The following is a 15790-nucleotide window of genomic DNA, read 5'->3' as shown; positions in this document are numbered from 1 at the left end:
CGCTTCAGGGCGAAGAAGGACTCCATCGCGGCGTTGTCGGCCGAGGAGGCGACGCGTCCCATCGAGCCGAGCAGGCCGTGGCGGTGCAACGCGGCGACGTAGGGTCGTGAGCGGAACTGGCTGCCTCGGTCCGCGTGGACCACGCATCCGGTGACCTGGTCCGGGCCGCGTCGAGCGATCGCCATCTCGAGGGCGTCGACAGCCAGGTGCGAAGTCATCCGCGAGTCGATCGAGTACCCGACGATGCGGCGGGACCAGACGTCCTTGACCGCGCACAGGTACAGCTTCCCTTCGGCGGTGGGGTGCTCGGTGATGTCGGTCAGCCACAACCGGTTCGGTGCGGGTGCGGTGAAGTCGCGTTCGACGAGGTCGTCGTGCACCGGCGGCCCGGGTTTCTTGGCCCGGCCCCGCTTGCGGGAGTGCGCGGACACGATCCCCGCCTGCGAGCACAGGCGCCACACCCGCCGCTCGGACACGGTGTGGCCGGCGTCGGTGAGCTCGTCGGCGATGAACCGGTACCCGAACCCCGGGTCGTCGGCGTGGACCTCGAGCGCGGCATGGGTGGCGTACGCGTCGACCAGGTCCCGCTCACTGACCGGGTGTACCTTCCACGCGTAGAAGGCCTGCCGGGAGAACCCGAGCAGCCCGCAGGTCACCGCGACGGGGACACCGTCGGCGGCAAGGTCCAGGACCAGCGGGAACGTCATTTTGGGGACTGACCCAGCCTCAGGTTCGCCTGGGAGAGGTACGCCGCGGCCCGACGCAGGACCTCGTTCTCCTGCTCCAGCAGCCGGTTGCGCCGACGCAGGTCCCTGACTTCCTCGGACTCGGCTCGGGTCACGCCGGGACGGTGGCCGTCCTCGACGTCCGCGCGGTGGAGCCAATTCCGAAGGCAGGACTCGGAGATTCCGAAGTCCTTGGCCACTTGCGCGATCGACGCATCGCCTCGGCGCGCGACCGCGACGACGTCATCACGAAACTCTTTCGGGTGAGCAGCTGGCATGTCGACATCCTTCCAGCGGGGATCTCTCGTCCCCACAGATCAGGTGTCAACCAAACCTTCAGCAGTCCCGTTCGTGTCTCGTGGAGCCGTCAGCGACGTGTGGGACGTTCGCGACCAAGCGGGACGCCCAGGCCTGGCTCGCCCGAGAGCGCGCAGCCCTCGCTGGCGGCGTCGACCCCAGGGCGGGGCGCGCGACGGTGCGGGCCCTCCTCCCGGTCTGGCTCGAGGAGCGCGCCCACTCGGTCTCGCGCAAGACCTACGTCTCCGACAAGGCGCTCGTGCGCCTCGTGCCGCTGTCGCTTGCCGCGCTGTCCATCAACGTCGTGACCGACCGCGAGGTGACGAGGGCGCTGGTCGCCCTGACCAAGGACGGACTCGCCGAGGCGTCGGTGCGCCGGTTCCGGGCGTCGCTGTCCTCGTTCTTCGCGTGGGCGGTGCGCGAGCGGCTCATCGTCGCCAATCCCGTCCTCCCGACGCGGGTTCCGCGTTCCGGCGGGGTGCGGGTGGAGATGTTCCCGTTCAGCGAGCAGGAGCTCGAAGAGATCCATGCCGCGGCCGCAGATCGCGACCCGCGGCTGGCCGACATCCTCCTCGTCGCCGGCTGGACCGGTCTGCGGTGGTCCGAACTGCGGGCCATCCGGGTCCGGGACTTCATCGAGGTGCCGATGCCTACGCTCGTCGTCCAACGCGCCGAGCCGGAAGGGAGTGAGGTCAAGACGACGAAGTCCGGGCGCTCGAGACGTGTCCCCGTCGCCGACCGGGTCCTCCCGATCGTGCGCGCCCTGGCAGGGGGACGGGAGGCAGAGGACCCACTCTTCGTCACCTCGACCGGGCATCGCCTCCACGCCTCGGCCTTCAAGCGCACCCTCCACTGGTCCGAGCTCGCGCGCGGTCGCCGGATCCACGACCTGCGCCACACCGCGGCCTGTCTCTGGCTCTCCAGGGGCGTGGACCCGGGCACGGTCCAGGCGTGGATGGGGCACGCCTCGATCGCGACGACGAACATCTACCTGCACCACCTCGGAACCCCCGCCGACCGGGCCGGTCTGGACCGTCTCAACACCCGGGGGTACACCGGGGGCACACACGGGCAGGCGGGGTCCGAATGACAACTGGAAAACCCCGCCCGACCGAGCACATCAGTGCTGGTCGGACGGGGTTCCCGTCGGGTGGAGCTGCGGGGAATCGAACCCCGGACCTTCTCATTGCGAACGAGACGCGCTACCAACTGCGCTACAGCCCCATTGAGCGGCATCACGATAACACCGGCGGCGGCCCGCCACGAAACCGGGACGGGCCGACATACGCTCGTCGACATGCGCCTTCGTATGCCGTCCGGCCGGGTTGGTCGAGCCGACCCCGCCGACCTGCCGCGACTGGGGATGCCGGCCCCGGCCGAGCCCCCGGCCCCCGGTCCGAGCCACCCCACCGCCCACCCCGCTCCGGACCTCGACCCGGCCCACCAGCCCGTCGCCTGGCAGGTGCCCTGGGGGGTGCGGACCGCGAGCGAGTGGTCGTGGCGGGTCATCCTCATCGCGGCGGCGGTGCTCGGCGGGCTGTGGCTGTTCGCGTACCTGTCCGAGGTGACGGTGCCGATCGTCGTCGCGCTCCTCCTCGCGGCGCTGCTCCGCCCGGTGACCCGGTTCCTCACCCGCGCTCTCCCCCGGGGTGCCGCCGCCGGCCTCACCGTCCTCGGCACCCTGGCCGTCACCATCGGGGCGCTGAGCTTCGTCGGATCGCAGTTCACCTCGCAGTTCGGGGACATCCAGGACCAGGTCGGGCAGGGCATCGACGAGATCCGCGTATGGTTCCGCGACACCTTCGGCATCAGCGACACCCAGGTCGACCAGTGGATCGACCGGGCCCGCGAACAGCTCTCCTCGGGCGACTCGAGCGTCGGCCAGACCGCGGCCCAGGCGGGCCTCACCGTGACCCACCTCGTCGCCGGCTTCTTCATCGCGATGTTCGCGCTGTTCTTCTTCCTCTACGAGGGTGAGCGCATCTGGGCGTGGGTCGTGCGGCTCTTCCCGCGCGACTCGCGTGAGCGCATCCACTCCTCCGGGATCATCGCCTGGGGCCAGCTGTCGGCCTTCACCCGCGCCACGATCCTCGTCGCGGCGGTCGACGCCCTCGGCATCGGCGTCGTCGCCGGCGTCCTCGGGGTGCCCTTCGCCTCCGGGGTCGCGGTGCTCGTCTTCTTCGGCGCCTTCGTCCCCGTCATCGGCGCGCTCATCTCCGGCGCCGTCCCGGTCCTCCTCGCGCTCGTCGCCCTCGGGCCGGTGCAGGCGCTCATCATGCTCGGCGGCGTCATCGCCGTGCAGCAGGTCGAGTCGCACGTCCTCCAGCCGTTCCTCCTCGGGCGCGCGGTGCGGGTCCACCCGCTCGGGGTCATCCTCGGGATCGCCGCCGGTGTCGTCGTCGCCGGGATCATCGGAGCGCTCATCGCGGTGCCGCTCGTCGCCGTCCTCAACGCGGTCGGGCACCACCTGCTCGACGGCGACGAGGCCCCGGACGAGGCCGACGACCTGCTCACCGCCCGGGAGCAGCAGCGGTCCGACCATGACGTCGCGCAGGAGCGCCGCCTCGACGAGCAGGCGCTCGAGGACAGGCTCCCGGGGCACTGACCACGGGCACGACGAACGCCCCGCCGGTCGGCGGGGCGTTCGTCGTCGGTGGCGAAGGAGTCAGGCGCCGGCGGTGCGGCGCTGGAGCGCCGCGTCCTCGTATGCCGTCCGCACCGGTCCCGCTGCCGGCTCCACCTCGGGGGCGGGGGCCGGGCGCTGGGCCGCACGGGCCTTCATCGTGTACGTGGGGCGGGGCACGGGACGCGGGTCCCAGGTGAGCGGGATGTCGTCCTCGTCGAGCTCGGGAAGCGCGACCTCGTGCTCGGTGACCGGCTCGGGTGCGGGGGCGGCGACGTCGACGTCGATGACCTCGGGGGCGGACACGTCGTACGGCGCCGGAGCGACCTCGACGGTCTCGACCTGCTCGGCGACCTCGGTCTCGACAGCAGCGGGCTGGGACCTCGTCGAGGGCGCCGCGGGGACGGGCGCGGCGGCGGCACGGGGGGCCGAGGGGGCGAGGCCGGAGGCGGCGCGACGGGCGCGTCCGCGGGCGGCGCGGCGCGCCTTGACCTCGGCCTGCACACCGGCCCGGAGCCAGACGAAGCCACCGACGGCCATGAGGAGGGGCACGACGAACGCCCCCCACACGAGCACCCCGACGGCCGCGAGCAGTCCGAAGACGAGTGTCCCGACGAGTCCGACGAGCAGGACGATGCCGCGGGTCGCACGGCTCGGGGACATCGAGGGGGCGGCGACGTCGCGGCGCTCGGCGGCTCGGCCGGCACTGACGGGAGCCGGACCGGTCGCGACGGGAGCCGCCGCGGTCGCCGGCGACGCGGCATACGCCTCGGCCCGCTTGACGGTCACCTGCGGGCGCATCGCGCGTGCCGGGCTCACGGAGTAGGTGCGGGGCACGCGCCCACCGTCGTCGACGGAGGGCAGGGGCGCACGGACCTGCAGCACCCGCATCGTCTCGGAGAACGCGTCGACGGACCGGATCGTCGCGAGGTGCTCGCGACGACGGACCCAGTACTGGACGAAGTAGGCACCCCAGATCCCGATGATGACCAGGAAGATCAGGCTGCTCGGCTCCACGCGACGACCGTATGCGTGCGGGAGGTCAGGCAGTCGGACCTGTCGCGGTGTGTCGCCCAAGTGACTGCTGTGACGAGTGGGTCAGCCGGTCCATGAGGGTGGATCCGGCCAGGTCCTCGCTCGTCAGCGCGAACGAGCGGTGGTCGCGCCAGTCGCCGTCGATGTGCAGCATCCGCAGTCGCAGACCCTCGTCGCGGAAGCCGAGCCGGCGCACGACCGCGAGGCTCGCCGTGTTCTCCGGCCGGATGTTGACCTCGATCCGGTGCAGCCCGAGGTCGCCCATCGCGTGGTCGGCGACGAGGGCCAGCGCGGTGGGGACGATGCGCTGACCGGCGACCGCCTCCGACACCCAGTAGCCGACGGTGCACGAGCGGAAGGACCCCATGACGATGTTGCTGACGTTGACCTGGCCGACGAGCCGGCCCTCGGTCTCGATGACGAACGGGAGCATGCGGCCGGCGACCGCCTCCTCCTGGTAGTAGTCGACGAGGTCCTGGAAGGTGCGCGCCCCCGTCGGTGGCACGGGCGAGGTCGCGTCCCAGCGGCTCAGCCAGTGGCGGTTGGCGGCGCGGACCGCGGAGTACTCGTCGCCGTCCTCGGGTCGCAGCGGGCGGAGGATGAAGCGCACCCCGGTGGGCGTCGACCCCACGAGGACCTGCGACCACTCCGGGCGCGGGCGACCCCACCGCATCAGTGGTCGCCGCCGGCGAGCTGGCTCAGCGCGTGGCCGAGCACGGGTTCGAGGACCGCGAGCGCGTCGCGGACGCCGCCGGCCGAGCCGGGGAGGTTGACGACGAGCGTGCGGCCCGCGACGCCGGCGAGGCCGCGCGAGAGCATCGCCGTCGGCACTCCCCCGTCGACGCCGGCGGCGCGGATGGCCTCCGCGATGCCGGGGACCACGCGGTCGAGCAGCGGCGCGGTCGCCTCGGGGGTGCCGTCGGTCGGGCTGATCCCCGTGCCCCCGGTCGTGACGAGCAGGTCCGGCCGCTCCCCGAGCGCGGCGGTGAGGGCCTCGGCGAGCCCGGCGTCCGGGACGACCGTGGCGTCCTCGACGTCGGCGCCCCAGGTGCGCAGGGTCGCGACGATGAGGGCGCCACCCGTGTCGGGGTAGACACCCTGCGAGGCGCGGGTCGAGGCGGTGACGACGACGGCCCGCCGCCCGGCGAGGGGCCCGGCTGCGGTGGCGGCGTCGCTCACGGCTCCTCCACCCAGTCGCCGGAGCGCCCGCCGGACTTCGCGGTGACGCGGACGTCGGTGATGCGCGCGTGCTTGTCGACGGCCTTGACCATGTCGATGAGGGCGAGGGCGGCGACGGCCACGGCCGTGAGGGCCTCCATCTCGATGCCGGTCCGGTCCGCGGTCCGCACCGTGGCGGCGATGTCGACCCCGTCGTCGGTGACGTCGAGGTCGACCGAGGCGGCGTGGACGGCCACCGGGTGCGCGAGCGGGATGAGCTCCGGCGTGCGCTTGACCGCCTGTATGCCGGCCAGCCGGGCGACCGCCAGCGCGTCACCCTTGGGGACGGTCCCGTCGCGCAGGGCGGCGACGGCGGCGGGGGCGAGCAGGACGCGGCCGCGGGCGCTGGCCTCACGCACGGTGACGGCCTTGGCGGAGACGTCGACCATGTGCGCCGACCCGTCGGCACGGACGTGGGTCAGGCCGGGGGGTCGGGCGCCGCCGCCCTCGTCACCGCTCACTCCTCAATCCTGCCCCACGAGGGGAAGCAGCCGGACCTCGTCCCCCGGGCGGATCTCGGAGGTGGCGGCGTCGACGACGGCGAGGTGGGTGGCGTCGGCGAGCGCGCCGAGCATGTGGGACCCCTGCCCGCCGGACGGGCGGACGCCGTCGGCGTCGAGCACGACGCGGGTGAGCTCGACCTTGCCGAGGACGGAGGACCAGCCCCGGGTCGCCGTCGCGGTCGTCGTCGGCACCTCGGGGTCGAGGCCGGTGAGGGCTCGGAGCACAGGCAGGACGAACACGTGGAAGGACACGAAGGAGCTCACCGGGTTGCCGGGCAGCGTGATGATCGGGGTGCGGCGCGCCCCGACGACACCGGAGCCCTGGGGCATCCCGGGGCGCATCGCGACCTTGACGAAGTCGACGCGACCGTCCCGGGACAGCACCTCCTTGACCGTGTCGTAGGCCCCCATCGACACCCCGCCGGTGGTGAGGACGAGGTCGGGCTCCCCGGGGACGTCGGCGAGGAGGGCGCCGAGGGCCTCGGGGTCGTCGCGCAGGTGGGCGGAGTGCACGAGCTCGACCTGCGCGGCGAGCACCAGCGCGGACAGCATCGGCCCGTTGGAGTCGACGATCTCGCCGTGGGCGAGGCTCGACCCCGGCGGCAGGAGCTCGTCCCCCGTCGAGACCACCGCCACCCGCGGGCGCCGGACGACCGTGACCTCGGCGAGGTTGGCCGCGGCGATGAGGGCGAGCCGGCCGGGCGTCACCCGGACCCCGGCGCGCAGGACCACGTCGCCCGCTCGCACGTCCTCGCCGCGACGGCGCAGGTGCCGGCCGGGCTCCGCGGCGAGGTCCAGCGAGACCCGGTCGACCCCACTGTCGCTGCGCTCCACGGGCACGACGGCGTCGGCGCCCTCGGGCAGGGGCGCCCCGGTCATGATCCGCATCGCCGTGCCGGGCCGCAGGACGTGCCGGGTCGTGTCGCCGGCGGCGATGTCCCCGTCGACGCCGAGGACGACGGGGGTCCCGGGGGCGGCGCCGTCGACGTCGGCCGAGCGGACGGCATACCCGTCCATCGCGCTGTTGTCGAAGCCCGGGAGGTCCACGGAGGCGGTGACGTCCGCGGCCAGGACCCGCCCCAGCGCCCCGGCGATCGGCACGGTCTCGGGCGGCAGCACGTCGACGAGGGCGAGCAGCACGGCCCGGTGCTCCTCGACGGTCCTCACACGTCCCCTTCGAGGCGCGAGCCGTCGGCGACGGTCCGAGGCGAGTCGGCGCGGACCGTGACGTCGCCGACGCAGGTCACGTCACGCCCGAAGGTGACGTCGCCGTCGACGACGAGCGAGTGGGCCTCTCGGATCGACGGGACGCCGTGGGGGAAGCGGGCGTCGAAGTCGTGGACGAACTTGTAGTGGTCGGACAGGTCGATGAACGGCTCCTCCTCGGCGCTGAGCGACATGACCCGGCTGGCGTGATCGAGCGCGTAGAGGTCCGAGCGGAGGAGGAGGAGCTCGTTCGTCGTCTTGACCGGCCGGAACCGGTCGCGGGGGACGAGCAGGGCACGGGACCCCTCGAAGACCTCGACGGCCGTGCCCATCGCCGACTCGATCTGGATGACCGGGGTCGACTCCTTGCGGGTCGGGTCCACGGTCTTGCGGTTGACGATGATCGGCAGCTCGAGGACCCCGTCGTGCTCGGTGAGCCGGGCGGCGAGGACGTCGAGGTCGAGCCAGAGGTTGTTGACGTGGAAGTAGACGTGCCGGGTGTTGTCCTGGAAGTACTGGTCCTCCCCAGGCGCGACCATCGCCGAGTCCCGCAGGACGAGCCGGCCGTCGCTGCGGCGGGTCGCGAGGTGGCCGCCCTTGCGGTCGTTGCGGGTGCGCTCGCACACCTCGGCGACGTAGGGGATCTGCTCCCGCGCCATCCACGCGGGGATCCTCGGGTCGCACGTCGCACCGAGGTTGTCGGCGTTGGACAGGAAGAGGTGGCGGAACCCCTTGTCCCGCAACGTGTCGAGGAGCCCGCTGGACTGCAGGGCGACGTAGACGTCACCGTGGCCGGGCGGGCACCACTCGAGGTCGGGATCCTCGGGCCACGACACCGGCGTGAGGTCGTCCGCCCGCAGCTTGGGCTCGGCGCTCTGCAGGAAGTCCAGGGGCAGGCCGTCGATCTCGAGACCGTCGTGGACGGCGAGGAGCCGCAGCGTGTCGTCCCGGGTGCGGAACGAGTCCATGAAGACGACGGGCAGGTCGACGTCGTGCTCGCGCCGGATCGCGAGGACCTGGCGGGCGATGATGTCGAGGAAGCTCAGCCCGTCGCGCACGGGCAGGGCCGATTTCGGGCCACTGATGCCCATGGACGTGCCGAGACCGCCGTTGAGCTTGAGCACCACGGTCGTCGCCAGGGCGGCGCGGGCCTCGGCCTCGTCGACGTCGAGGTCGGCGAGCGCGGGGACGTCGCCGAGCGGCGCGATGCTCTCCTCGAGGATGTGACCGGTCGCCTCCTGCTCGAGCATCCCGTAGAAGCGGGTGAAGGCGGCGACCGCCCGCTCGTCGACCTCACGGGCACGCATCAGCTCCGTGCTTCGGCGGAGCCCCTCTGCACCCATGTCGGCAACCCTAGGCGACCCGCGCGGCCCAGACGTGGACACTGGGCGCGTGACCCCGGATTCCGTCGCGAGCGCCAAGGCCGCGCTGCGCCCCGTCCTGCTCGCGGTCCGTCGCGAGCGGGTCGCCGCCCGCGACCGCGACGCCGACGACGCGGCGCTCGCCCGTGAGGTGCTGGCCCTCGCCGCCGAGCTCGGGATCGAGGCGGGCCACACGGTCGCGGCCTACGAGGCCCTGCGCAGCGAGCCACCCACGGCGGCGAGCGTGCACGCACTGGCGACACACGGCATACGCGTCGTTGTCCCGGTCACGTTGCCGGACAACGACCTCGACTGGTGCGACGCGAGCGACGAACGGCGCGTGCCGCTCGGTCCTGAGGCGATCGCGGCCGCCGCCCTCGTGCTCGCGCCGGGCCTGGCCGCAGACCGGGCGGGGACGCGGCTGGGCCGGGGGGGTGGCAGCTACGACCGTGCGCTGGCCCGGCGGCGTCCCGACGCTCGCGTGCTCGTCGTCCTCCACCCGGGCGAGGTCCGGGCCGAGGCGCTGCCGGCGGACGCGCACGACCAGCCCGTCCACGGCGTCCTCACCGCGGACGGGGTGACCTGGCTCTGAGGGTCAGCCGCCACCCTCGGGCACGAGGGTGAGCTCGTCCTCGCTCGCCTCGCGGACGGCCTTCTCGGTGAAGGCCCACGGGTGCTGTCGACCCTCGACCCAGTCCTCGGTCTGGTCGTCGTAGTGCCCGTTGAACGCGTGGCCGCTCGCACCGGTCTGGTTGACCCACGTGGAGCGGTCGAAGCCCCCGAGGTCGACGACCATGCGCATCGAGGGTGCGGCGGTGACCTCGTAGCCGAGGTTGGCCTTCCAGGCCGTGGCGTTGACGATCGCGGACCCCCCGGGCATCTCGTACTCGCCACGGTTGAAGATGCTCCGGACGATCCCGGGCACGGTGTCGCCACCGAGCACCTGGTGGGTGAGGTCGAGCGTGTGCAGTGAGCCCCAGCGCCAGTCCTCGGGGTCCTTGCCGAGCTTGCGGGTCAGCTCGAGCCGGGCCTCCACCTGCGCCTGGCGCAGGATCTCGTCGCGCCCCTCGGTGATGGCGGCGGTCTGCCGGTTGTCCCACCACGCGCTGCGGGGGTTGTCGAGCAGCCCGGCGACGGCTGTCATGTAGCGGCTCCCACCCTCGGCGCGCAGGTCCTCGGGCACCTCGTCGTCGAAGAGGAGGCGCAGCAGGTTGGCCCAGACGGCGTTGTAGTAGGCCGCGGCGGCAGTGGAACGGGACCGGTCGGCGGGCGTCGTGTGGTCCCAGTCGCGCAGGAGGTCCTGGGCCTCCTTGGTGAAGGCGACCTCCGCGTCAAAGTCACCGGCGCCCTTGAGCGGCACCTCGAGCAGCGCCTCGACGAGGACGGGGGCGAAGTCGTTGCGCGAGTCCATCTGGATCTCGCCCATCTGCGCCACCGTGAGCGTGTCGCCGTCGCGGGTGGCCGCGTCGAGGAGCTCACGGATGCGCTGCGAGCGGTAGCCGTAGTCCCATTCGGTGGTGAGGAACGGGGTCGGCCGCGCGGTCACCGCCTGGTTGGCGGCGACGATCATCCCCGACGCGGGGTCGAGAGAGCTCGGCATCGACGCGAACGGGACGAAGCCCTGCCAGTCGTAGGCCTCGTCCCAGCCGGGTGCCGGCCAGTAGCCGGGCGGCGCACCCGCGAAGGCCGACACGCGGACGGGGACCTGGCCGGGCGCCTGGTAGCCGATGTGGCCGTCGACGTCGGCGTAGACGAGGTTCTGCGACGGGACGGCGAACGACCTAGCGGCCTCCCGGAACTCCCCGAAGTTCTGAGCCACGTTGAGCTGGAGGATCGCGTCGGCCGTCTGGCTCGGCTCGAGCCCGGTCCACGCCATCGACACGGCGTACGTCTGGCTGTCGCGGGCGGTGCCCTCGGAGGGCGGGATGGGCGCACGCTCCCCCGCGTCGACGACCGCGGGGATCGCGTCGGACATGAGCGGCCCGTGACGGGTCGCACGGACCGTGAGGTCGACGTCGTCGCCCCCGGCGACCTTGATGGTCTCGCGGCGCGTGGTGAGCGGCTCCCACGTGTCGCCGCGCAGCACGCGGTCACCGTCGAGCCGCTCGAGGTAGAAGTCGCTGACGTCCGGTGACAGGTTCGTCATGCCCCAGGCGATCCTGTCGTTGTGGCCGATGACGACCCCGGGCACGCCGGCGAACGAGAAGCCGGACACGGCGAGGGGGCACTCGGCGCTCTTGGTGCGGCAGTGCAGGCCCACCTGGTACCAGATCCCGGGGATGCTTGGCGAGAGGTGGGGGTCGTTGGCGAGCAGCGGCTTGCCGGTCGCGGACTTCTCCGGTCCGACGACCCACGAGTTCGAGCCGATGCCCTCCCCCCGCCCGATGAGCTGGGGCACGGCGGAGAGCGCACGCTCGACCGCGGCATACGCCTCCTGCGCCGAGGAGTCGGTGAGCGCACCGGCGACCTGCTTCGCGGAGGGCCGCTCGGCCGCCGCGCTCAGCGCTGCCGGGACGGCCGACGACGACTGCTGGAGCGGGGGTGGCGCCGGATCCCAGTCCTCGCCGGAGAGGATCGGCTCCTTCGCGAGGTCGTAGGGCGGGTAGATCTCCGCGATCTGGTTGACGGTCACGCGCTTCGAGAGCCGCGCCCGCGCCAGCTCGTCGGAGTAGTCGCCACGCAGGTCCCACGCCATCGCCTTGAGCCAGGCGATCGAGTCGGCCGGCGTCCAGTCCTCGATCTTGTAGTCGGAGACCCGGGTGCCGAGCACGACGTACTCCAGCGAGGCCTGCGACGGCGAGCGGCCACGGAGGTAGGCGTTGACGCCGTCGGCGTAGGACTGCAGGTACGTCCGTGTCGTCGGGGCCAGGGTCGGCAGCTCGGCCTCGGCGACGCGGCGCCAGCCCATCGTGCGGATGACCTTGTCGGTCTCGACGCCGGCGTCCCCGACGAGCTCGGCCAGCCGGCCCGCCGTGATGTGGCGGCGCATGTCCATCTCGAAGAAGCGGTCCTGCGCGTGCACATACCCTTGGGCCCGGGCGATGTCGGCGACGCTGTCGCCGTAGATCTGGGGGATGCCCCGCTCGTCACGCAGGACGTCCACGGTGCCGGTCAGGCCGGGGACGTCGATCTCACCCTCGGTCTGCGGGAACGACCGCCGGACCAGCGACACCCCGACGACGGACAGGACGAGGGCGGCAATGGTGAGGACGCCGACGACGGTCAGGGCGACGCGACGGGCCACGCGGTGAGGGGACACCCTGCGAGACTAGGACAGACCGCCAGACGAGCGAGCGAGGACGGGCCGTGACCGACATCGTGGGAATGGCGCACGTCGGCTTGGTCAGTGTGCTCGGCGCGGTCAGCCCGGCCTCCGTCGCCGCGGCGGAGGGGGAGAACCTGCGCTCGCTCTCGCTCGGGCTGCTCATCGGCGCCGCCGTCCTCATCGTGTCGATCGCGGCGGTCAAGCTGTCCACCCGCTCGGGCCTGCCCTCGCTCCTGCTCTACCTCGGCATCGGCCTGGCTCTGGGGAACCGCGGCCTCGGCATCGACTTCTCCGACGAGGAGCTCACCCAGGTCCTCGGCTACGCCGCGCTCGTCCTCATCCTCACCGAGGGCGGGGTGACGACGAAGTGGGACTCGATCAAGGGCTCGCTCGCCCCGGCGGCGGCGCTGGCCACCGTCGGCGTCGTCGTCTCGATCCTCGTCGTCGCGCTCGCCGGTCACTACGTCCTCGACATGTCGTGGAGCACCGCGCTGCTCATCGGCGCGATCCTCGCCTCCACCGACGCCGCCGCAGTCTTCGCGGTGCTGCGCCGGGTGCCGCTGCCGAGGGGGGTGAGCGGCATGCTCGAGGCCGAGTCCGGCTTCAACGACGCGCCGGTCGTCATCATCGTCACGGCCATCGCGGTGCAGTCGGCGGCCGGCGAGGAGGTGTCGCTGTGGTCGATCATGCTCATCGTCACCGGCGAGCTCATCATCGGCTCGCTCGTCGGCCTCGGCGTGGGGTGGCTCGGCGGGCGACTCATGTCCCGGGTCGCCGGCGGCTCGTCGGCGCTGTTCGCCATCGGGGTCGTCGCGATGTCGGTCCTCGCCTACGCCGCCGCGGACGTGGTCCACGCGTCGGGGTTCATCGCCTGCTACCTCGCGTCCCTCGTCCTCGGGAACATGTCGCTCCCCCACCGCGCGGCGGTGCTCGGCTTCTCGACCGCACTCGGCTGGCTCGCCCAGATCGGGCTGTTCGTCCTGCTCGGCCTGCTCGCCGACCCGGCGGCGTTCCCGGACCAGATCGGGCGCGCCCTCGTCCTCGGGCTCGCGCTCCTGCTCGTCGCCCGACCCCTGTCGGTGCTCGTGTCGTGCACACCGTTCGGGCTGGGGTGGCGCACCCAGGCGTTCCTGTCGTGGGCCGGCCTGCGCGGCGCCGTGCCGGTCGTGCTCGCCACCGTCCCGCTCACCGTCGGGGCGACGGGGGTGGAGTGGATCTTCGACCTCGTCTTCGTGCTCGTCATCATCTTCACGCTCGTCCAGGCGCCCTCCCTGCCGTGGGTGGCGCACCGGCTGGGGCTCGACCGCGGCCACCACTCCTTCGACCTGGCCGTCGAGGTGACCCCGTTCGACGACATCGGTGCGCACCTCATCGAGGTCACCGTGGGGCCGTTGTCCCGTCTCGCGGGGGTGCAGGTCTACGAGCTGCGGCTGCCGGCGGGGGCCAACGTGGCCCTCGTCGTGCGCGAGGGGGCCTCGTTCGTCCCGCACGAGACGACGCCGCTGCGACGCGGTGACCAGCTGCTCGTCGTCACGCCCGCCACCCTGCGCGCCGCCGTCGAGAAGCGGCTGTATGCCGTGAGCCGGGGTGGGCGCCTCGCCGGCTGGTCCCAGGAGACCTGACTTCTTCTCTCGTCCGCCCCCCTCACCCCCACCCCGGGCCTGTGCGTCTGCGTGGATGGTCAGAGAACTCGCCATCCGCGCAGACGCAATGGGGCGGCATACGGGAGCGGGGGTGGGGGCGGGTGGCGGCGGGCGGGCGCACGGCATACCGGAGCACCCCGTGACGTTCCGTATCCTTGGAGCCGCTCACCCCGCAGTGCCCCAGGAGGAACCCGTGCCCACGTACGCCTACGCGTGCCGTGACTGTGACCACCGCTTCGAGGCGGTCCAGTCCTTCAGCGACGACTCGCTCTCGATCTGCCCGGAGTGCAACGGGTCCCTGCGGAAGGTCTTCAACTCGGTGGGTGTCGTCTTCAAGGGCGGCGGGTTCTACCGCAACGACTCGCGGGCCGCCTCGAGCAGCTCGTCACCGGCGGCGCCGTCCGGCGACTCCGGATCCGGGTCCTCGTCCGGCTCCGGGGCCGATGCGGGCAGCGGCAAGGACAGCGGCAAGGGCAAGGACTCCGGCTCGTCCGGCTCGTCCGGCTCGTCCACAGGAGCCTCGCCCACCCCGGCGTCGTCCACAGCCTCGGCCTGATCCCTGCCGGGCGCGGCTGTGCCGACCTAGCGTCGGCTCCATGCCGCGACCGCACCTCCCCTCCTTCCTGCGCCCCGGACTCCTCGGTCCGTCACGACGTGCGCGCTGGCGACGGTGGGCGCTGCGCCGGCTGGCCTCCGCGGCGTGCGCGGTCGCGGCCGTCGTCGTCCTCGTCGGGGTCGTCCGGCCACCTCCGGCACCCACGACCCCGGTGGTCGTCGCAGCCCGGGACCTGGCGAGCGGCGTCGTCCTCGACGACGGGGACCTCCGGGTCGTCGACGTGCCCCGCGACCCGCCACCGGTGGCGACGTCCCCCGACCCCTCCGGCCTGGTCGGGCGACGCCTGACCTCCCGGGTCACCGGCGGCGAGGTCGTCACGACGACCCGGCTCGTGCCCCGCACCCCGGCCGACGGGCTGCCGTCCGGGACGGTTGCCGCCCACGTGCTGGTGGCCGACGAGCGCAGCCTCGACCTCGTCCCGGTCGGCCACCGGGTCACCCTCTACGCGGAGGTCGGCGGGGCGGCGCTGGCCCGCGACGTGCTCGTTCTGGGCATCGACACGCCCGAGGAGACCTCCGTGACAGGACCGTTGCCCGGAGCCCCGTCCGCCTCGCGCGGTCTTGTCTGCGCCCTGACCGAGACCGACGTGCAGCGCGTCTTCGCAGGTCAACGACCAGAGGGCGGGGCGCCGCGGGTGCTGCCGGTCGTGACCGGCTGAGCCGGGCCGGGCACACGACCCGGTGCAGTCGTTCGTGGACTGTCCTGCATCCCCGACACCTTGTACGGTGGTCGCGCTCGGCCGACCACCAGATCGAGCAGTTTGCCTTCCACAGCAAAGGACACGCTCATGAACGGCTTCAAGGACTTCGTACTCAAGGGGAACGTCGTCGACCTCGCGGTGGCCGTCGTCATCGCCACGGCCTTTGGCAAGGTCGTCGAGGCGATGGTGAAGATCATCATGGAGATCGTCGGCAAGATCGGCGGCACGCCGGACTTCTCCAACTGGAAGCCCGCCGAGCTCTCGATCGGTGGGTTCCTCACCGTCCTCATCTCCTTCCTCATTCTCGCGGCGGTCATCTACTTCTTCGTCGTGAAGCCCTACACGGCAGCCAAGGCCCGGTTCTTCCCGGACGAGCCGGACGCCGAGACGGTCGACCCCAACACCGAGCTCCTCAAGGAGATCCGCGACAGCCTGCGCGCTCGTCCGACTCTCTGACTTCACCGAACCACCGCACCACCGGAGTCCACCGCACCACCGCATCGGGGCGGGAACCAGTACCTGCTGGTTCCCGCCCCGCGTCGCGTCAACCCCCAGCCTCTTCCGCAACGTCAGCGTCAACGGCAGCTAGAACGACCAC

Annotated in this window: 14 protein-coding genes, 1 tRNA gene and 1 pseudogene; 7 read left to right on the top strand and 9 right to left on the bottom strand. The window is 72.6% G+C overall.

Annotation, left to right across the window (positions count from 1 at the left end; all coding sequences use genetic code 11):
* Window positions 1–5: 5 nt before the first annotated feature.
* Window positions 6–1003: pseudogene (locus tag AC3EU2_RS10990) on the bottom strand (IS3 family transposase); the annotation flags it as partial.
* Between the two features lie 80 nt (window positions 1004–1083).
* On the opposite strand from AC3EU2_RS10990, the gene AC3EU2_RS10985 reads away from it, so the two are divergent.
* Window positions 1084–2112: a tyrosine-type recombinase/integrase gene (locus tag AC3EU2_RS10985; RefSeq protein ID WP_488176335.1), complete on the top strand. Its 1029-nt coding sequence runs from the start codon at window positions 1084–1086 to the stop codon at window positions 2110–2112.
* 61 nt (window positions 2113–2173) lie between these two features.
* On the opposite strand, the gene AC3EU2_RS10980 is transcribed toward AC3EU2_RS10985, so the two are convergent.
* Window positions 2174–2246 (bottom strand) — tRNA-Ala (locus AC3EU2_RS10980).
* Window positions 2247–2319: 73 nt separating this feature from the next.
* On the opposite strand from AC3EU2_RS10980, the gene AC3EU2_RS10975 reads away from it, so the two are divergent.
* The gene (locus AC3EU2_RS10975) at window positions 2320–3627 is read left to right on the top strand and encodes an AI-2E family transporter (RefSeq protein WP_488176334.1); all 1308 of its coding nucleotides are present in this window, start codon (window positions 2320–2322) and stop codon (window positions 3625–3627) included.
* Between the two features lie 60 nt (window positions 3628–3687).
* Here AC3EU2_RS10975 and AC3EU2_RS10970 read toward each other — a convergent pair whose 3' ends face one another.
* The 6 genes from AC3EU2_RS10970 to AC3EU2_RS10945 all read right to left on the bottom strand — a co-directional run bounded on the left by AC3EU2_RS10970 (window position 3688) and on the right by AC3EU2_RS10945 (window position 8914).
* Complete coding sequence (locus tag AC3EU2_RS10970) at window positions 3688–4662, bottom strand: hypothetical protein (RefSeq protein WP_488176333.1); 975 nt, start codon at window positions 4660–4662, stop codon at window positions 3688–3690.
* Between the two features lie 25 nt (window positions 4663–4687).
* Window positions 4688–5353, bottom strand: a complete 666-nt coding sequence (locus tag AC3EU2_RS10965) for a GNAT family N-acetyltransferase (RefSeq protein ID WP_488176332.1) — start codon at window positions 5351–5353, stop codon at window positions 4688–4690.
* Entirely contained in the window at window positions 5353–5859 is a 507-nt protein-coding gene (locus tag AC3EU2_RS10960; RefSeq protein WP_488176331.1) for a MogA/MoaB family molybdenum cofactor biosynthesis protein, read from the bottom strand. Before AC3EU2_RS10960 ends, AC3EU2_RS10965 begins: the two co-directional genes overlap by 1 nt.
* On the bottom strand, window positions 5856–6287 hold the full coding sequence (gene moaC, locus AC3EU2_RS10955) for a cyclic pyranopterin monophosphate synthase MoaC (RefSeq protein WP_488179476.1): 432 nt from the start codon (window positions 6285–6287) through the stop codon (window positions 5856–5858). Before moaC ends, AC3EU2_RS10960 begins: the two co-directional genes overlap by 4 nt.
* 75 nt (window positions 6288–6362) lie before the next feature.
* Complete coding sequence (locus AC3EU2_RS10950; RefSeq protein ID WP_488176330.1) at window positions 6363–7568, bottom strand: molybdopterin molybdotransferase MoeA; 1206 nt, start codon at window positions 7566–7568, stop codon at window positions 6363–6365.
* Complete coding sequence (locus AC3EU2_RS10945) at window positions 7565–8914, bottom strand: UTP--glucose-1-phosphate uridylyltransferase (RefSeq protein ID WP_488176329.1); 1350 nt, start codon at window positions 8912–8914, stop codon at window positions 7565–7567. The genes AC3EU2_RS10950 and AC3EU2_RS10945 overlap by 4 nt, the downstream gene beginning before the upstream one ends.
* Before the next feature lie 85 nt (window positions 8915–8999).
* Between AC3EU2_RS10945 and AC3EU2_RS10940 the strand changes: the two genes are divergently transcribed.
* Window positions 9000–9560, top strand: coding sequence for a 5-formyltetrahydrofolate cyclo-ligase (locus AC3EU2_RS10940; RefSeq protein WP_488176328.1), 561 nt, complete (start codon window positions 9000–9002; stop codon window positions 9558–9560).
* A gap of 3 nt (window positions 9561–9563) precedes the next feature.
* Here the strand turns inward: AC3EU2_RS10940 and AC3EU2_RS10935 are convergent, their stop codons facing one another.
* The gene (locus tag AC3EU2_RS10935) at window positions 9564–12227 is read right to left on the bottom strand and encodes a penicillin acylase family protein (protein WP_488176327.1); all 2664 of its coding nucleotides are present in this window, start codon (window positions 12225–12227) and stop codon (window positions 9564–9566) included.
* A gap of 47 nt (window positions 12228–12274) precedes the next feature.
* On the opposite strand from AC3EU2_RS10935, the gene AC3EU2_RS10930 reads away from it, so the two are divergent.
* The 4 genes from AC3EU2_RS10930 to mscL all read left to right on the top strand — a co-directional run bounded on the left by AC3EU2_RS10930 (window position 12275) and on the right by mscL (window position 15648).
* Entirely contained in the window at window positions 12275–13855 is a 1581-nt protein-coding gene (locus AC3EU2_RS10930; RefSeq protein ID WP_488176326.1) for a potassium/proton antiporter, read from the top strand.
* 214 nt (window positions 13856–14069) lie between these two features.
* The gene (locus AC3EU2_RS10925; protein ID WP_488176325.1) at window positions 14070–14432 is read left to right on the top strand and encodes an FmdB family zinc ribbon protein; all 363 of its coding nucleotides are present in this window, start codon (window positions 14070–14072) and stop codon (window positions 14430–14432) included.
* Between the two features lie 40 nt (window positions 14433–14472).
* Complete coding sequence (locus tag AC3EU2_RS10920; RefSeq protein WP_488176324.1) at window positions 14473–15150, top strand: SAF domain-containing protein; 678 nt, start codon at window positions 14473–14475, stop codon at window positions 15148–15150.
* Window positions 15151–15279: 129 nt separating this feature from the next.
* Window positions 15280–15648: a large conductance mechanosensitive channel protein MscL gene (gene mscL / locus AC3EU2_RS10915; RefSeq protein ID WP_488176323.1), complete on the top strand. Its 369-nt coding sequence runs from the start codon at window positions 15280–15282 to the stop codon at window positions 15646–15648.
* Window positions 15649–15790: the final 142 nt, after the last annotated feature.

Source organism: Knoellia sp. B-D-2 (assembly GCF_057714695.1).
Note: the sequence above shows the minus strand (reverse complement) of the source record. Positions and strands in the feature narration are given on the sequence as shown.

Bases quoted from the DNA above. Each gene is read 5' to 3' on its own strand.
- AC3EU2_RS10945 (WP_488176329.1), bottom strand. From the start codon at position 8,914: ATGCGTGCCCGTGAGGTCGACGAGCGGGCGGTCGCCGCCTTCACCCGC.
- AC3EU2_RS10965 (WP_488176332.1), bottom strand. From the start codon at position 5,353: ATGCGGTGGGGTCGCCCGCGCCCGGAGTGGTCGCAGGTCCTCGTGGGG.
- mscL (WP_488176323.1), top strand. From the start codon at position 15,280: ATGAACGGCTTCAAGGACTTCGTACTCAAGGGGAACGTCGTCGACCTC.
- moaC (WP_488179476.1), bottom strand. From the start codon at position 6,287: ATGGTCGACGTCTCCGCCAAGGCCGTCACCGTGCGTGAGGCCAGCGCC.
- AC3EU2_RS10975 (WP_488176334.1), top strand. From the start codon at position 2,320: ATGCGCCTTCGTATGCCGTCCGGCCGGGTTGGTCGAGCCGACCCCGCC.
- AC3EU2_RS10920 (WP_488176324.1), top strand. From the start codon at position 14,473: ATGCCGCGACCGCACCTCCCCTCCTTCCTGCGCCCCGGACTCCTCGGT.